The sequence below is a fragment of the Pseudoduganella dura genome, from assembly GCF_009727155.1.
GTDB classification, from domain to species: domain Bacteria; phylum Pseudomonadota; class Gammaproteobacteria; order Burkholderiales; family Burkholderiaceae_D; genus Rugamonas; species Rugamonas dura.
This window is the reverse complement of sequence record NZ_WNWM01000002.1, coordinates 2051327-2065070: the sequence shown is the minus strand read 5'-3', so window position 1 is coordinate 2065070 and position 13744 is coordinate 2051327. Positions and strand designations below refer to the sequence as shown.

Annotated in this window: 18 protein-coding genes; 9 read left to right on the top strand and 9 right to left on the bottom strand. The window is 64.5% G+C overall.

All coding sequences use genetic code 11. The features are described 5' to 3' along the window. Nucleotides 1-21: 21 nt before the first annotated feature. The 3 genes from GJV26_RS09085 to GJV26_RS09075 are packed head-to-tail and all read right to left on the bottom strand — an operon-like array spanning nucleotide 22 to nucleotide 2710. Nucleotides 22-507, bottom strand: coding sequence for a glutathione peroxidase (locus tag GJV26_RS09085; protein ID WP_155708543.1), 486 nt, complete (start codon nucleotides 505-507; stop codon nucleotides 22-24). A 16-nt stretch (nucleotides 508-523) separates the two neighbouring features. Continuing rightward, nucleotides 524-1660, bottom strand: a complete 1137-nt coding sequence (locus GJV26_RS09080; RefSeq protein WP_155708542.1) for a PilT/PilU family type 4a pilus ATPase — start codon at nucleotides 1658-1660, stop codon at nucleotides 524-526. A 6-nt stretch (nucleotides 1661-1666) separates the two neighbouring features. Then, entirely contained in the window at nucleotides 1667-2710 is a 1044-nt protein-coding gene (locus GJV26_RS09075) for a type IV pilus twitching motility protein PilT (RefSeq protein WP_155708541.1), read from the bottom strand. 54 nt (nucleotides 2711-2764) lie between these two features. Between GJV26_RS09075 and GJV26_RS09070 the strand changes: the two genes are divergently transcribed. The 3 genes from GJV26_RS09070 to GJV26_RS09060 are packed head-to-tail and all read left to right on the top strand — an operon-like array spanning nucleotide 2765 to nucleotide 4584. Next, nucleotides 2765-3460, top strand: coding sequence for a YggS family pyridoxal phosphate-dependent enzyme (locus GJV26_RS09070; RefSeq protein ID WP_155708540.1), 696 nt, complete (start codon nucleotides 2765-2767; stop codon nucleotides 3458-3460). Between the two features lie 48 nt (nucleotides 3461-3508). Beyond that, complete coding sequence (gene proC, locus GJV26_RS09065; protein WP_155708539.1) at nucleotides 3509-4336, top strand: pyrroline-5-carboxylate reductase; 828 nt, start codon at nucleotides 3509-3511, stop codon at nucleotides 4334-4336. After that, nucleotides 4336-4584, top strand: a complete 249-nt coding sequence (locus tag GJV26_RS09060; protein WP_155708538.1) for a hypothetical protein — start codon at nucleotides 4336-4338, stop codon at nucleotides 4582-4584. The genes proC and GJV26_RS09060 overlap by 1 nt, the downstream gene beginning before the upstream one ends. A gap of 49 nt (nucleotides 4585-4633) precedes the next feature. Here the strand turns inward: GJV26_RS09060 and GJV26_RS09055 are convergent, their stop codons facing one another. The 3 genes from GJV26_RS09055 to GJV26_RS09045 form a co-directional block, all read right to left on the bottom strand. Beyond that, on the bottom strand, nucleotides 4634-4981 hold the full coding sequence (locus GJV26_RS09055; protein WP_173346173.1) for an ElaB/YgaM/YqjD family protein: 348 nt from the start codon (nucleotides 4979-4981) through the stop codon (nucleotides 4634-4636). A 187-nt stretch (nucleotides 4982-5168) separates the two neighbouring features. Next, nucleotides 5169-6044: a 4-hydroxybenzoate octaprenyltransferase gene (gene ubiA / locus GJV26_RS09050; protein WP_155708536.1), complete on the bottom strand. Its 876-nt coding sequence runs from the start codon at nucleotides 6042-6044 to the stop codon at nucleotides 5169-5171. A gap of 12 nt (nucleotides 6045-6056) precedes the next feature. Beyond that, nucleotides 6057-6992 (bottom strand): hydrogen peroxide-inducible genes activator, encoded by a 936-nt coding sequence (locus GJV26_RS09045; protein ID WP_155708535.1) that lies wholly within the window; start codon nucleotides 6990-6992, stop codon nucleotides 6057-6059. A 149-nt stretch (nucleotides 6993-7141) separates the two neighbouring features. Here GJV26_RS09045 and GJV26_RS09040 point away from each other — a divergent pair, with 149 nt between their 5' ends. Next, nucleotides 7142-7633 (top strand): adenylyltransferase/cytidyltransferase family protein, encoded by a 492-nt coding sequence (locus tag GJV26_RS09040; RefSeq protein WP_155708534.1) that lies wholly within the window; start codon nucleotides 7142-7144, stop codon nucleotides 7631-7633. Here GJV26_RS09040 and GJV26_RS09035 read toward each other — a convergent pair. From GJV26_RS09035 to GJV26_RS09025, 3 genes are all read right to left on the bottom strand, one after another. Next, complete coding sequence (locus GJV26_RS09035) at nucleotides 7614-8072, bottom strand: DUF421 domain-containing protein (protein WP_155708533.1); 459 nt, start codon at nucleotides 8070-8072, stop codon at nucleotides 7614-7616. The two genes, GJV26_RS09040 and GJV26_RS09035, sit on opposite strands and share 20 nt — an antisense overlap. A gap of 73 nt (nucleotides 8073-8145) precedes the next feature. Further along, nucleotides 8146-8616: a tRNA (uridine(34)/cytosine(34)/5-carboxymethylaminomethyluridine(34)-2'-O)-methyltransferase TrmL gene (trmL, locus tag GJV26_RS09030; RefSeq protein ID WP_155712351.1), complete on the bottom strand. Its 471-nt coding sequence runs from the start codon at nucleotides 8614-8616 to the stop codon at nucleotides 8146-8148. A gap of 56 nt (nucleotides 8617-8672) precedes the next feature. After that, on the bottom strand, nucleotides 8673-9413 hold the full coding sequence (locus GJV26_RS09025) for a ComF family protein (protein WP_229419232.1): 741 nt from the start codon (nucleotides 9411-9413) through the stop codon (nucleotides 8673-8675). Between the two features lie 69 nt (nucleotides 9414-9482). On the opposite strand from GJV26_RS09025, the gene GJV26_RS09020 reads away from it, so the two are divergent. From GJV26_RS09020 to GJV26_RS29915, 5 genes are all read left to right on the top strand, one after another. Next, a complete protein-coding gene (locus GJV26_RS09020) occupies nucleotides 9483-10400 on the top strand; it encodes a methyltransferase domain-containing protein (RefSeq protein ID WP_155708531.1) in 918 nt (305 codons plus the stop codon). Between the two features lie 122 nt (nucleotides 10401-10522). Next, nucleotides 10523-10735, top strand: a complete 213-nt coding sequence (locus GJV26_RS09015; RefSeq protein ID WP_155708530.1) for a hypothetical protein — start codon at nucleotides 10523-10525, stop codon at nucleotides 10733-10735. After that, nucleotides 10732-11964: a cytochrome c oxidase subunit II gene (gene coxB, locus GJV26_RS09010; protein ID WP_155708529.1), complete on the top strand. Its 1233-nt coding sequence runs from the start codon at nucleotides 10732-10734 to the stop codon at nucleotides 11962-11964. Before GJV26_RS09015 ends, coxB begins: the two co-directional genes overlap by 4 nt. A 14-nt stretch (nucleotides 11965-11978) precedes the next feature. Further along, entirely contained in the window at nucleotides 11979-13610 is a 1632-nt protein-coding gene (gene ctaD / locus GJV26_RS09005; protein WP_155708528.1) for a cytochrome c oxidase subunit I, read from the top strand. 25 nt (nucleotides 13611-13635) lie between these two features. Continuing rightward, nucleotides 13636-13734, top strand: a complete 99-nt coding sequence (locus GJV26_RS29915) for a cytochrome oxidase small assembly protein (RefSeq protein WP_216643121.1) — start codon at nucleotides 13636-13638, stop codon at nucleotides 13732-13734. Nucleotides 13735-13744 lie beyond the last annotated feature (10 nt).

Here is a 13744-nt window from a genome sequence, read left to right as displayed (position 1 = left end):
GCATCCCGGCCGCCGCCGGGTCTAGCCCGCCAGCAGCGCCTCGATATCGCCGGTGATCTCTTCCGGCTTGGTCGCCGGCGCATAGCGCTTCGCCACGGTACCGTCCTTGCGAACCAGGAACTTCGTGAAGTTCCACTTGATGGCTTCGGTGCCCAGCAGGCCGGGGGCATCCTTCTTCAGGTGCTGGAACAGCGGGTGGGCATTGGCACCGTTGACGTCGATCTTGGCGAACAGCGGGAACGTGACGCCATAGTTCTTTTCGCAGAACGCGCCGATTTCCTCGTGGGTGCCCTTTTCCTGGGCGCCGAACTGGTTGCACGGGAAGCCGAGCACGGCGAAGCCGCGGCCCTGGAAGCGTTCATGCAGCTTTTCCAGGCCCGCGTACTGCGGCGTGAAGCCGCATGCGCTGGCGGTGTTCACGATCAGCAGCACCTGGTCGTGGTACTGGGCCAGGTTGACCGGCTGGCCGGCCAGGCCGACGGCGGAAAAATCGAATACGGTGCTCATGGGGTCTCCTTCGCCACTAGATCAGGCCGAGATGCTCGGTGCCGGAAGATAAATCGCGGTCTTTCGCGCCCTTGCCTTCGAGCTTGATCGCCAGGCGCAGGTCGTTGACGGAATCGGCGTTGCGCAGCGCATCCTCGTAGCTGATCCTGTCGGCTTCGTAGAGATCGAAGAGCGCCTGGTCGAACGTCTGCATGCCCAGCTCGCGCGATTTCTTCATCAGTTCCTTGATCTCGTGCACCTTGCCCTGGAAGATCAGGTCGGAAATCAGCGGCGAGTTCAGCATGATTTCGATCGCCACCGCGCGGCCGCGGCTTTCCTTCAGCGGAATCAGCCGCTGCGAAATCATGCCCTTCAGGTTCAGCGACAGGTCCATCAGCAATTGCTGGCGCCGCTCTTCCGGGAAGAAGTTGATGATGCGGTCCAGCGCCTGGTTGGCGCTGTTGGCGTGCAGCGTGGCCAGGCACAGGTGGCCCGTTTCGGCGAACGCGATCGCGTGGTCCATCGTCTCGCGGTCGCGGATCTCGCCGATCTGGATCACGTCCGGCGCTTGGCGCAGCGTGTTCTTCAACGCCACTTCCCAGTCTTCGGTATCCACGCCCACCTCGCGCTGCGTGACGATGCAGTTGCGGTGCGGGTGCACGAATTCGACCGGGTCCTCGATCGTGATGATGTGGCCGTGGCTGTGCTCATTGCGGTAGCCGACCATCGCCGCCAGCGTGGTCGACTTGCCCGAACCGGTGGCGCCGACCATGATCACCAGGCCGCGCTTGGACATCACGACGTCCTTCAGCACCGGCGGCAGGGCCAGCTCGTCCAGGTCGGGAATCTTGCTGTTGATCGTGCGCAGCACCATGCCCGTGGCGCTCATCTGCACGAACGCCGAGACGCGGAACCGCCCCAGGTCGCCCGGGCTGATCGCGAAGTTCGCTTCCTTGCTTTGCTCGAACGTGGCGGCCTGCTTGTCGTTCATGATCGAACGGGCCAGGTCGGCGGTGTGGGCGGCCGTCAGCGGCTGGCTTGATACGGGCGTGAGCTTGCCGTCGATCTTCATCGCCGGCGGGAACCCGGCGGTGATGAACAGGTCCGATCCCTTTTTGCTCACCATAAGGCGCAGCAGGTCGAACATGAATTTACTGGCCTGGTCGCGTTCCATGGCCGCTTATCCGGGGAAGTTTTCGGGGATCTTCGCGGCCGAGCGGGCGGTGGCGGCGGAGATCACGTTGCGCCGCACCAGGTCCGTCAGGTTCTGGTCCAGCGTCTGCATGCCGGCGTTGCTGCCGGTCTGGATCGCCGAGTACATCTGTGCGATTTTCGCTTCGCGGATCAGGTTGCGGATCGCCGGCGTGCCCACCATGATCTCGTGCGCGGCCACGCGGCCGGCGCCATCCTTCGTTTTCAGCAGCGTTTGCGAGATCACTGCCTGCAGCGATTCGGACAGCATGGCCCGTACCATTTCCTTCTCCTCGGCCGGGAATACATCGACGATGCGGTCGATCGTCTTCGCGGCCGACGATGTGTGCAGCGTGCCGAACACCAGGTGGCCCGTTTCCGCGGCGGACAGCGCCAGGCGGATCGTCTCCAGGTCGCGCAGCTCGCCGACCAGGATCGCATCCGGGTCTTCGCGCAGCGCCGAGCGCAGCGCATTGCTGAACGACAGCGTGTGCGGCCCCACTTCGCGCTGGTTGATCAGGCACTTCTTCGATTCGTGCACGAATTCGATGGGATCCTCGATCGTGAGGATGTGGCCGTATTCATGCTCGTTCAGGTGGTTCACCATCGCCGCCAGCGTGGTCGACTTGCCGGAACCGGTGGGGCCGGTAACGAGCACCAGCCCGCGCGGCTTCAGCGCGAAGTCGCCGAAGATCTTCGGCGCGTTCAGGTCTTCCAGCGTCAGGATCTTCGACGGGATCGTGCGCAGCACGGCCGATGCGCCGCGGTCCTGGTTGTAGGCATTGACGCGGAAGCGGGCCAGGCCGGGGATCGCGAAGCTGAAGTCCACTTCCAGCATTTCCTCGTAGGCCTTGCGCTGCGAATCGTTCATGATGTCATAGATCATGCGATGCACTTCCTTGTGATCCAGCGCTTCCACGTTGAGCCGGCGGACATCGCCGTGCACGCGGATCATCGGCGGCAGGCCCGCCGAGAGGTGCAGGTCGGAAGCCTTGTTCTTCACGGAGAACGCGAGCAGATCGGAGATGTCCATTTATAATCCCTGTGCCTTAAAAATAATGCCAGCTGTCCGCTGGCGCTTCTGATTATGTCCGGAATACCAGATCGTTTGCAAGCTGTCGAAAATGCCATTGTGGCCGCCTGCCGCGAGGCGGGGCGCGCGCCTGGGAGCGTGCAGCTGCTGGCCGTATCGAAGACCTTCGGGCCCGATGCCGTGCTTGCCGCCGTCGAGGCCGGACAGCACGCCTTCGGCGAAAACTATGTGCAGGAGGGCGTCGACAAGATCGCCGCCCTGGCCGGCCGCGGCCTGGCGTGGCACTTCATCGGCCCGATACAAAGCAACAAGACGCGGCCCATTGCCGGGCATTTCGACTGGGTCCATACGGTCGAGCGCGAGAAGATCGCCGTGCGGCTGTCCGAACAGCGGCCGGAAGCGCTGGGGCCGCTGAACGTGTGCGTGCAGGTCAACATCAGCGGCGAGGCCAGCAAGAGTGGCGCCGCCCCGGGCGAGGTGGCGGCGCTGGCCGAAGCGGTGACGCGGCTGCCGAACCTGCGGCTGCGCGGGTTGATGGCGATCCCGGAACCGGTGGAGGACTTCGCGGCGCAGCGCGCGGCCTTTGCCGCCGTGCGTGAAATTTTCGAAACATTGCGCGGCCGGTTCGGGCCGGATTTCGATACGCTGTCGATGGGCATGTCCGCGGACCTGCGGGCAGCCATCCTCGAAGGCGCCACGATAGTGCGCGTCGGCAGCGCCATCTTTGGCAGCCGCACGTATGACAAGTAAATACAACAAATAAACGACAAGCAGGAACGTCAAACTAGAGGAGATCCAATGAAGATTGCATTCATCGGCGGCGGCAACATGGCCGCCGCGCTGATCGCGGGCCTGGCGGGCAAGGTCACGCCGGGCGCCGGCATCCACGTCGTCGATCCGAGCCCGGCCGCGCTGGAAGCGCTGCATGCCCGGCATGGCGTGACGACGGCCGCGTCGATCGATGCCGCCGTGACCGGGGCGGAGGTGATCGTGCTGGCGGTGAAGCCGCAAAGCATGCGCGAAGCCGTGGCGCCGCTGGTGCCCCTGCTGGCCGGCGCGGCGCATGCGCCGCTGGTGCTGTCGATCGCGGCGGGCATCCGCAGCGCCGACCTGTCGCGCTGGCTCGGCGGCTACGGCGCGATCGTGCGCTGCATGCCGAACACGCCGGCGCTGATCGGCATGGGCATCTCCGGCCTCGTCGCGTCGGGCGGCGTGACCGAAGCGCAGCGCCTGGCGGCCGACCAGGTATTGCGGGCGGTCGGCGGCACGGTGTGGCTCGACGATGAAGCGAAGATCGACGCGGTGACCGGCGTGTCCGGCAGCGGGCCGGCCTACGTGTTCTATTTCATCGAGGCGATGCAGCAGGCCGCCGTCGAACTGGGGTTGACAGCGGAGCAGGGCATCGAGCTGGCCAGGGCCACGTTCAGCGGCGCCGCCGAGCTAGCGGCCCGTTCCGACGAACCGGTGAACGTGCTGCGCGAACGCGTCACGTCGACGGGCGGCACGACCTACGCGGCGCTGACCAGCATGGAAGAGAGCGGCGTGAAGGCCGCGATCGTCACCGCGGTGAAGGCCGCCGCCGCGCGCGGCAGGGAACTGGGCGAGCAGCTGGGCAGGGACGATTGATGGACGGGTTGGAAAAGAAGCTGTGGTTCGTGGCGCTGGTCAGCCTGCTGGCCACGTTTGCGACGGGCTACCTGATCGACAGTGCCGGCTTGCCCGGCCCCGCCGCCATGAATGCCAGCCAGGCGATGCTGTATTTCCTGAGCTTCGGCGCGTGCTGGAAGCTGTTCTCGTTCGGCGGCTGGCTGCTGGCGCTGTGCTTTCATACGCCGGCTTGCACGCCGGACCTCACGCGGAACAAGCGCCGCTGACATGAAAACGGCCCGCGGTGCGGGCCGTTTCCTGCATAGGCTGACGAGGTCAGTCGCGCGAGATGATCACGCCGGCCAGCAGCCCGACGACGCCACCGATGACCACGGCGCGCCACGGATTATCGTGCACGTAGGTGTCGGCGCACTGTGCCGCGGCCTTCGACTTGGCCAGCACGGTGTCTTCGACTTTCAGCAGGTCTTCCTTGGCGGTGCGCAGTTTTTCCTGCAGTCTGGATTTTACTTCGCCCAGGTCCGCGCCATTGCCGCCGGCCGCGCCGCGCAGCCATTGCTCCGCATCGCTGATCGCGGTCTTCAGGTCGCCTACCAGGCGGTCGCGCGCCTCGATCACGTCGTTGGCGGTCTTGCTGGTGTTCGTGTTGTTCGTCGTCTGATCCATGGTCGCCTCATATTGTGTTGGCTGGAAAGTCCAGTATAGGCGGCGGCAGCCTGCCGGCTGTGTTCGATTACCGATTGCCTGATGGTGTTGCTGTATTAGCAACATGATGCGCGAACGAATTGCGCAAATAAATTGCTACAACGAATTGCTGCAACGAATTGCTGCAACGAATTGCTGCAACTTAGCGTCAGCGCAGTGCGTAATCGAGCGCGATGCCGGCAAATACGGCCGCTCCCAGGTAGTTATTGTGGCGGAATGCGGCAAAACAAGGCGCACGTTCGCGGCCACGGATCAGGAACCAGTGATACACGGCGCAGGCGGCAGCCACCGCCAAGCCCGCCGCGTACCAGATGCCGAGGCCGAAATACGCGCCGGCGGCCAGCAGGATGGCCAGGTGCACGCCATAGCACAGCATCACGATGGCCACGTCGAAGCGGCCGAAGGTGATGGCCGAGGTCTTGATGCCGATCTTCAGGTCGTCGTCGCGGTCGACCATCGCGTACTCGGTGTCGTACGCCACGGCCCAGAACACATTCCCGAGCAGCAGCACCCAGGCCCAGGCCGGCACGTCGTTCCGTACGGCGGCGAAGGCCATCGGAATGCCGAAACCGAAGGCAATGCCGAGGTACGCCTGGGGGATCGCGAAGAAACGCTTGAAGTACGGGTAGGTGCCCGCGATGACCAAAGCCGCCACGGACAGTTGCTTGACCAGCGTGTTCAATGGCTGGATCAGCAGGAAGGCCACCAGCGCCAGGCCGGCGGCCAGCGCCAGCGCCTCCTTGCCGCTGACGCGGCCGCTGGTGATCGGGCGGTCCGCCGTACGCTTGACGTGGCGGTCGAAGTCCTGGTCGGCATAGTCGTTGACGGCGCAGCCGGCCGAGCGCATCAGGAACGTGCCGAGGGTGAAGATCGCGAGCAGGCGCCAGTCGGGCACGCCGCCTGAGGCGAGCCACAGGGCCGACAGGGTGGGCCACAGCAGCAGCACGGTTCCGATCGGCTTGTCCAGCCGTACGAGACGGAAATACAACTGGAGCTTGCTGGCGGCGGGGGCGGGCGCGTGCATGGTGCGGGCTCCTCAGGCAGTGGCTTCGACGCCGATCACGCCGGGCAGGTGGATCTGGCCGATGGCTTCGCACAGCGCGTCGATCGCGGCCTTGCGCGTGAAGCTCTTGCGCCAGACGATCACCACGCGGCGCGACGGCTGCGGTTCGTCGAAATGGCGGAACTGCAGCATGCCGTCCTTTGCATCCATGTCCGGTACCGAGGCGCGCGGCAGCACCGTCAGGCCGATGCCGGAGGCCACCATGTGGCGGATGGTTTCCAGCGACGAGCCCTCGAAGGTGCGCTGCATGCCGTTGCCGGGCGAGGAAAAACGCGCCATCTCCGGGCACACCTCCAGCACCTGGTCGCGGAAGCAGTGGCCGGCGCCGAGCAGCAGCATCGTTTCGCTTTTCAGGTCTTCGGCGGGAATGCTCTTGCGCCTGGTCCACGGGTGGTGGTTCGGCATCGCCACCACGAACGGCTCGTCGTACAGCGTCTGCATCGCCATGCCGTGTTCGGGCAGCGGCAGCGCCATGATAGCCGCGTCCAGCTCGCCCTGGCGCAGCAGTTCCAGCAGCTTGACGGTGAAGTTCTCCTGCAGGATCAGCGGCATCTGCGGGGTTTTCTCGATCATCGTCTTCACCAGCGGGGGCAGCAGGTAAGGGCCGATCGTGTAGATGACGCCGAGGCGGAGTTGCCCGGCCAGCGGATCCTTGTTCTGCTTGGCCAGCTCCTTGATCGCGGCGGTCTGCTCCAGCACGCGCTCGGCCTGGGCCACGATCTGCGCGCCCAGCGGCGTGACGGAAATCTCGGCGCCGCCGCGCTCGAACAGCACGACGCCCAGCTCGTCCTCGAGTTTCTTGATCGCGACCGACAGCGTGGGCTGGGCCACGAAACACGCCTCGGCGGCGTGGCCGAAGTGCCTGGCGCGCGCGACGGCGACAATGTATTTGAGTTCGGTAAGTGTCATAAAGTCAATGCAACCTGGGCGATCCGGACGGCGCTATTGTAACGGAATGGTTTTCAGGGGCTGGCCATGTATCGCCAGTCGTGGCCGCGGCGGCGCCGGCGGCACGCCTGACTTTATAATGCGGGTCCACCCTTTGCGCGAATTTTCCCATGCCCCAGTTCGAAGACAAGATCTGCTCCCGTGAACAACTGCGCGCCCGCGTTGCCGCGCTGCCCAAGCCCGTGGTGGTGACCAACGGCGTGTTCGACATCCTGCACCGCGGCCACGTCACCTACCTCGCGCAGGCGCGCGCGCTGGGCGCCGCGCTGGTGGTGGCCGCCAATACCGATGCTTCCGTCAAGCGCCTGGGCAAGGGCGACGACCGCCCCCTCAATACGCTGGACGACCGGATGGCCGTGCTGGCCGCGCTCGAGTCGGTGGCCCTGGTGGTGCCGTTCGACGAGGACACGGCGCTCGAAGTGGTGCTGGAAGCGCGCCCGGAAATCTACGCCAAGGGCGGCGACTACGACATGACGGCGATTCCGGAAGGGCAGGCGGTGCTGGCCTATGGCGGCAAGGCCGTGGCGATCGACTTCGAGCACGACCGCTCGACCAGCAAACTGCTGGCCAAGGTGCGCGAATTCAGTTCTGCAGGATCGTGATCTTGCCATCCGCTTCGAGGAACGCGCATTTCATCTTGTGGAGCGGGCAATCGGCCTCGCGCAGCGCCTGCTCGACATCGCCCGCCGACATGCGGCACTTCTTGACGACATCATCGTAGATCGTGCCGTCGCGGCCCAGCAGCACGGGGCGGCCGTCGACCAGGTCGGCGATCTTCCGGCTGCGCGATGAGGCGACCGCGATGGCCACGTTCAGCACGATCAGCGTGGTGGCAATGATCAGGCCGCCCGGCAGCGACTCATCGCCTCCCGTCATGGAATTCGACACCGCCTCGGACAGCAGCATCACGATCAGCAGGTCGAACGGTGTGAACTGGCCGATCGTGCGCTTGCCCGTGATGCGCACCATCAGCAACAGGAAACAGTAGACGATGGCGCCACGCGCGATGAATTCCCACCATGGCAGGTCCATGTCGAACATAGCAGCTCCATCCACATGATGATGGGATACTTATACGGTGTTTCGTGCCTTTATGCCAACACCGGACGCCGTGTCACGAACCGCCGTCGTAGCCGTTCTGACGCCAGGCCTCATACGCCACCACGGCCACGGTATTCGACAGGTTCAGGCTCCGGTTGCCCGGCCTCATCGGCAGCCGGATGCGCTGCGATAACGGGAACGTCTCGCGGAACTCCGGGGCCAGCCCGCGCGTCTCGGAGCCGAACACGAACACGTCGCCCGGCTGGAACGACAACTGCGCGAACGGCGTGGAGCCATGCGTCGTCATGGCGAACATGCGGGCCGGGGCAGGGGCCACGGCGGCCAGGAACGCATCCCAGTCCTTGTGCACCTGCATCCGCGCATACTCGTGGTAATCGAGCCCGGCGCGGCGCATCTTGGCGTCGTCGAGCGGGAAGCCCAGCGGTTCGATCAGGTGCAGCTGCGCGCCCGTGTTGGCGCACAGCCGGATGACGTTGCCGGTATTCGGCGGAATCTCTGGATTGACCAGTACTACGTGGAACAACGCATTCTCCTTGCTATCGACGTCACCCATGGACGTCACTTCATTGTCATGACCTGCTACCTGCGCGGCGGCGTGCGGGCAAACACCAGGTTCGTTACCCGCGCGGCGCCGTGGCGCTTGAACACGGCGGCCAGTTCGCCCAGCGTCTGGCCGCTGCTCATCACATCGTCGACGATGCCGATATGCCGGCCCTCGACGAGCGCGCGGTCCGGCACGGCGAACACGTGGGCGACGTTGGCGCGGCGCCGGCTGCCGTGCAGCGTGCTCTGGGCCGACGTTTCCTGCACCCGTACGGCCAGCCGCGGCGCCACGGCGATACCCAGCAGGCGCCCGAGCGGCCGGGCGATCTCCAGCGCCTGGTTGAAGCCCCGCTCGGCGAGACGCCCCGGCCCCAACGGCACCGGGCACAGCAGCGTCGGCGCAACGAAGGGAGGCACCGCGGGCGGGAGCGCGGAGGGCAATGCGCGCACCGCATCGGCCAGCAGTTCGGCGAACAGCCGCGCGTGCGCCAGCTGGCCGCCGAATTTCAGTTCCAGCACGAGCCGGTCCCAGGGCGGCGCGTACGCTGCCGCGACCAGGGTCGCATCGTAGGCAGGGCGGCGAGCCAGGCAGGTGCCGCAGACGAGTACCCCGGAGCCGGCGGGCAGCGGGTCCGCGCACACCGGGCAGCGCACTTCGGTGGCGCCGGCGAACTGCGCGCGGCAAGGCGGGCACAGCGCCTGCCGGCCGTGGGCGCCGCACAGCACGCACGGGCAGGGCAGCAGGGCGCTCAACGGGCCCGCCAATGCCTTTGCCATCGCCGTCGCCATCGATTCGCTCCAAGCATGTAGACTGCGCACATTATCGCACTCAACCCAAGAATTCCCATGCAAGCCCCCGCCCGTCCCCCGAAACTGTCCGCCCCGATCGACCTGGAGCGCGTCCGTTCCCTGTTCGCCCGCCCGGAGCGCCTGCGCGACGCCGATTTCCTGCGCCGCGAGATCGCATCCCGGATGCACGACCGCCTGCAACTGGTGCGCCTGGCGCCGCAACGCGTGGTGGACGCCGGCTGCGGCGGCGGTGGCGATCTCGCAACATTGCAGAAATCGTATGCCGCCGCCCAGATCCTGGGCATCGATGCTTCCGTGCCGATGCTCAGGACGATCGACGGCCAGGGCGCCAGGGGCCTGAATCGCCTGATCGGCAGGCTGCTGCCGGCCAAGAGCGGCATCGACCTGGTATGCGGCGATTTCGCCGACCTGCCCCTGGCCGCCTCCAGCGTCGACCTGGTCTGGTCCAACCTGGCGCTGCACTGGCACCCGCAGCCGGACCGCGTGTTCGCCGAATGGCGCCGCGTGCTGCGCACGAAGGGCCTGCTGATGTTCTCGTGCTTTGGTCCGGACTCCTTACAGGAAGTACGTTCTGCGTTTACCGATATCGATCTTGCACCCCATACACTGCCATTTGTCGACATGCATGATTTCGGCGATCAGCTGATCGAAACGGGCTTCTCCACGCCGGTGATGGACATGGAAAAAATCACCGTCACCTACGACGATCCGGCCAAACTGCTGGCCGACGTGCGGGCACTGGGCGGCAACCCCTTGAACACCGTACGTAAAGGCTTGCTCAGCCGTTCAGCCCGTGAGAAGCTGTTCGCGGGACTGGAAAAACAACGCCGTCCGGATGGCAAGATCGCACTGACGTTCGAGGTGATTTACGGGCATGCTTTCAAGCCCGAAGCGAGACTTACGAAGGATGGCGAAGCCATCATTCATTTCAGCCCGAAGCCGCCAAAACGGTAGCGGGAGTTGTGGCATTGCAGCATTAACAGAGGAGCAATTTACCTTGAAACTGCTCAGAAATACTGCTTATAATCCTTGACTGTTTTGGCTACCTTTTTCCATACGGACAACAAGATCCTGACATGGACTGGCCGGAATTCAGCAAGGCATCAATCAGCAAGGCATCAATAGCCCGCGTCATCGGCGATATCGGGTCTGCCGGTGGCAACGGTCGTGGTTCCAACAAGGGGCCACAGGTGTTGAATGCACGAGACTGTACGACGGCGACTTACTCACTCAAGTCGCCGCATAAAAAATTTTTCTTATATCTTGGGTTGGTTTTGGGGATCATATGAAACTTGCGAAGCGACTTACATCGTTGCTGGCCGCATCATTGGCGGCGTCGGCCAGCTTGCCGGCCATGGCAGCGACGGCAGCGACGACACCGGCGACGAGCGGCACCTACACGGCGGCAACGGGCGGCACCGGCGGGCCCATAGCGAACCAGCTGGACCTGCAGCCGGCCGCCACCCAGATCGCCGCGGAAATCTACACGCTGCACAACTGGATGATGATCGTCTGCCTGGTGATCTTCGTCGCCGTGTTCGGCGTGATGTTCTATTCGATCCTGAAGCACCGCAAGTCGGTCGGCCACAAGGCGGCCACGTTCCATGAATCCACCCTCGTCGAAATCGCCTGGACGGTGGTGCCGTTCCTGATCGTCATCGGCATGGCGCTGCCCGCCACGCGCACCGTGGTCGGCATGAAGGATACGTCGAATGCCGATGTCACCATCAAGGCCACCGGCATGCAGTGGAAATGGGGCTACGACTACCTGAAGGGGGAAGGCGAGGGCATCTCGTTCCTGTCGAACCTGTCCACCCCGCGCGCGCAGATCGGCGCGCCGGGCGCGCCCGCCACCGAGGCGCGCGGCGAGAACTACCTGATGGAAGTCGACAATGAAGTGGTCGTCCCCGTCAACAAGAAGATCCGCATCGTCACCACCGCCACGGACGTGATCCACGCATGGATGATCCCCGCGTTCGGCGTCAAGCAGGATGCGATTCCCGGCTTCGTGCGCGATACGTGGTTCAGGTCCGAGCATACCGGAACGTTCCGCGGCAATTGCGCGGAACTGTGCGGCAAGGAACACGCGTTCATGCCGATCGTCGTGAAGGTCGTCACGGCCGACGAGTACACGGCCTGGGTCAACACGAAGAAGGCGGAAATGGCCGCGCTGGCCGACGATCCGAACAAGACCTGGACCATCGACGAACTGAAGACCAAGGGCGAGAAGGTGTACTCCGCCAACTGCGCCGTGTGCCACCAGGCCAACGGCAAGGGCGTACCGGGCGCGTTCGCACCGCTCGACGGCTCGGCCGTCGTCAACGGCGGCAAGGGCGACCAGATCCACATCCTGCTGAACGGGCAGAAGTCGGGCAAGTATCCGGCCGAGATGCCGGCCTGGAAACAGCTGTCGGACACCGACATTGCCGCGGTCATCACCTACACGCGGAACAACTGGTCGAACAAGCCAGCGGAAAACATCGTTCAACCGGCTGAAATTGTGGCAGCACGTAAGTAAACAGGAGCTTTACGATGAGCACGACTACGATCGAACACGGCCACGATGTGGCCAATGATCACGGCCACGACCATTCGCACGATCACGGCCACGATCACGCACATGATCACCCGAGCGGCCTGCGCCGCTGGCTGTTCGCCACCAACCACAAGGATATCGGCACGCTGTACCTGTGGTTCTCGTTCATCATGCTGCTATCCGGCGGTGTGCTGGCGCTGATGATCCGCATGGAGCTGTTCAAGCCGGGCCTGCAGTTCTTCCAGCCCGAGTTCTTCAACCAGCTCACCACGATGCACGGCCTGGTGATGGTGTTCGGCGCCATCATGCCGGCGTTCGTCGGTTTCGCGAACTGGATGATCCCGCTGCAGATCGGCGCGTCGGACATGGCCTTCGCCCGCATGAACAACTTCAGCTTCTGGCTGTTGCCGCCCGCGGCGCTGCTGCTGGCCGGCTCGTTCTTCGCGCCGGGTGGCGCCACCGCCGCCGGCTGGACGCTGTACGCGCCGCTGTCCACCCAGATGGGCCCGGGCATGGACATGGCGATCTTCGCGATGCACATCATGGGTGCGTCGTCGATCATGGGTTCCATCAACATCATCGTCACGATCCTGAACATGCGCGCACCCGGCATGACCCTGATGAAGATGCCGATGTTCTGCTGGACCTGGCTGATCACCGCCTACCTGCTGATCGCCGTGATGCCCGTGCTGGCCGGCGCCATCACGATGACGCTGACCGACCGTCACTTCGGCACCTCGTTCTTCAACGCCGCCGGCGGCGGCGACCCGGTGATGTACCAGCACATCTTCTGGTTCTTCGGCCACCCCGAGGTGTACATCATGATCCTGCCGGCGTTCGGCATCGTTTCCCAGATCATCCCGGCATTCGCCCGCAAGCCGCTGTTCGGCTACGCATCGATGGTGTACGCCACCGCGTCGATCGCGATCCTGTCGTTCATCGTCTGGGCACACCACATGTTCACCACCGGCATGCCGGTCACGTCGCAGCTGTTCTTCATGTATGCCACGATGCTGATCGCGGTGCCGACCGGCGTGAAGGTGTTCAACTGGATCGCCACGATGTGGAAGGGCTCGATGACGTTCGAGACGCCGATGCTGTTCGCCGTGGGCTTCATCTTCGTGTTCACGATCGGCGGCTTCACCGGCCTGATCCTGGCCGTGACGCCGATCGACATCCAGGTGCACGACACCTACTACGTGGTGGCGCACTTCCACTACGTGCTGGTGGCCGGTTCGCTGTTCGCGCTGTTCGCCGGCTTCTATTACTGGGCGCCGAAATGGACCGGCCACATGTACAACGAAACGATGGGCAAGATCCACTTCTGGGTGTCGCTGGTCACGTTCAACATCACGTTCTTCCCGATGCACTTCCTGGGCCTGGCCGGCATGCCGCGCCGCTATGCCGATTACCCGGCACAGTTCACGGACTTCAACGCGCTCGTGTCGGTCGGCGCGTTCGGCTTCGGCCTGATGCAGGTATTCTTCCTGTTCTGCGTGGTGCTGCCGACGATCCGCGGCGGCAAGCAGGCCGCGGACAAGCCGTGGGAAGGCGCCGAAGGCCTCGAGTGGACCGTGCCGTCGCCGGCGCCGTTCCACACGTTCGAAACGCCGCCGCTGGTGAAGTGAGCGCCGGTTCGCTGGAGGTAACGATATGAGCCCGAAAAAGAGCAACCTGCGGCTGGCCCTGATCCTGGCGTCGATTGCGCTCGTGTTCTTCGTTGCCGTGATCGCCCGGCGCCTGCTGGGCTGAGCGGCCGGCC

Excerpts from the sequence above, each read along its gene's own strand:
- GJV26_RS09085 (WP_155708543.1), bottom strand. The coding sequence starts at position 507 with ATGAGCACCGTATTCGATTTTTCCGCCGTCGGCCTGGCCGGCCAGCCG.
- GJV26_RS09080 (WP_155708542.1), bottom strand. The coding sequence starts at position 1,660 with ATGGAACGCGACCAGGCCAGTAAATTCATGTTCGACCTGCTGCGCCTT.
- GJV26_RS09075 (WP_155708541.1), bottom strand. The coding sequence starts at position 2,710 with ATGGACATCTCCGATCTGCTCGCGTTCTCCGTGAAGAACAAGGCTTCC.
- GJV26_RS09070 (WP_155708540.1), top strand. The coding sequence starts at position 2,765 with ATGTCCGGAATACCAGATCGTTTGCAAGCTGTCGAAAATGCCATTGTG.
- proC (WP_155708539.1), top strand. The coding sequence starts at position 3,509 with ATGAAGATTGCATTCATCGGCGGCGGCAACATGGCCGCCGCGCTGATC.
- GJV26_RS09060 (WP_155708538.1), top strand. The coding sequence starts at position 4,336 with ATGGACGGGTTGGAAAAGAAGCTGTGGTTCGTGGCGCTGGTCAGCCTG.
- GJV26_RS09055 (WP_173346173.1), bottom strand. The coding sequence starts at position 4,981 with ATGGATCAGACGACGAACAACACGAACACCAGCAAGACCGCCAACGAC.
- ubiA (WP_155708536.1), bottom strand. The coding sequence starts at position 6,044 with ATGCACGCGCCCGCCCCCGCCGCCAGCAAGCTCCAGTTGTATTTCCGT.
- GJV26_RS09045 (WP_155708535.1), bottom strand. The coding sequence starts at position 6,992 with ATGACACTTACCGAACTCAAATACATTGTCGCCGTCGCGCGCGCCAGG.
- GJV26_RS09040 (WP_155708534.1), top strand. The coding sequence starts at position 7,142 with ATGCCCCAGTTCGAAGACAAGATCTGCTCCCGTGAACAACTGCGCGCC.
- GJV26_RS09035 (WP_155708533.1), bottom strand. The coding sequence starts at position 8,072 with ATGTTCGACATGGACCTGCCATGGTGGGAATTCATCGCGCGTGGCGCC.
- GJV26_RS09025 (WP_229419232.1), bottom strand. The coding sequence starts at position 9,413 with ATGGCAAAGGCATTGGCGGGCCCGTTGAGCGCCCTGCTGCCCTGCCCG.
- GJV26_RS09020 (WP_155708531.1), top strand. The coding sequence starts at position 9,483 with ATGCAAGCCCCCGCCCGTCCCCCGAAACTGTCCGCCCCGATCGACCTG.
- GJV26_RS09015 (WP_155708530.1), top strand. The coding sequence starts at position 10,523 with ATGGACTGGCCGGAATTCAGCAAGGCATCAATCAGCAAGGCATCAATA.
- coxB (WP_155708529.1), top strand. The coding sequence starts at position 10,732 with ATGAAACTTGCGAAGCGACTTACATCGTTGCTGGCCGCATCATTGGCG.
- ctaD (WP_155708528.1), top strand. The coding sequence starts at position 11,979 with ATGAGCACGACTACGATCGAACACGGCCACGATGTGGCCAATGATCAC.
- GJV26_RS29915 (WP_216643121.1), top strand. The coding sequence starts at position 13,636 with ATGAGCCCGAAAAAGAGCAACCTGCGGCTGGCCCTGATCCTGGCGTCG.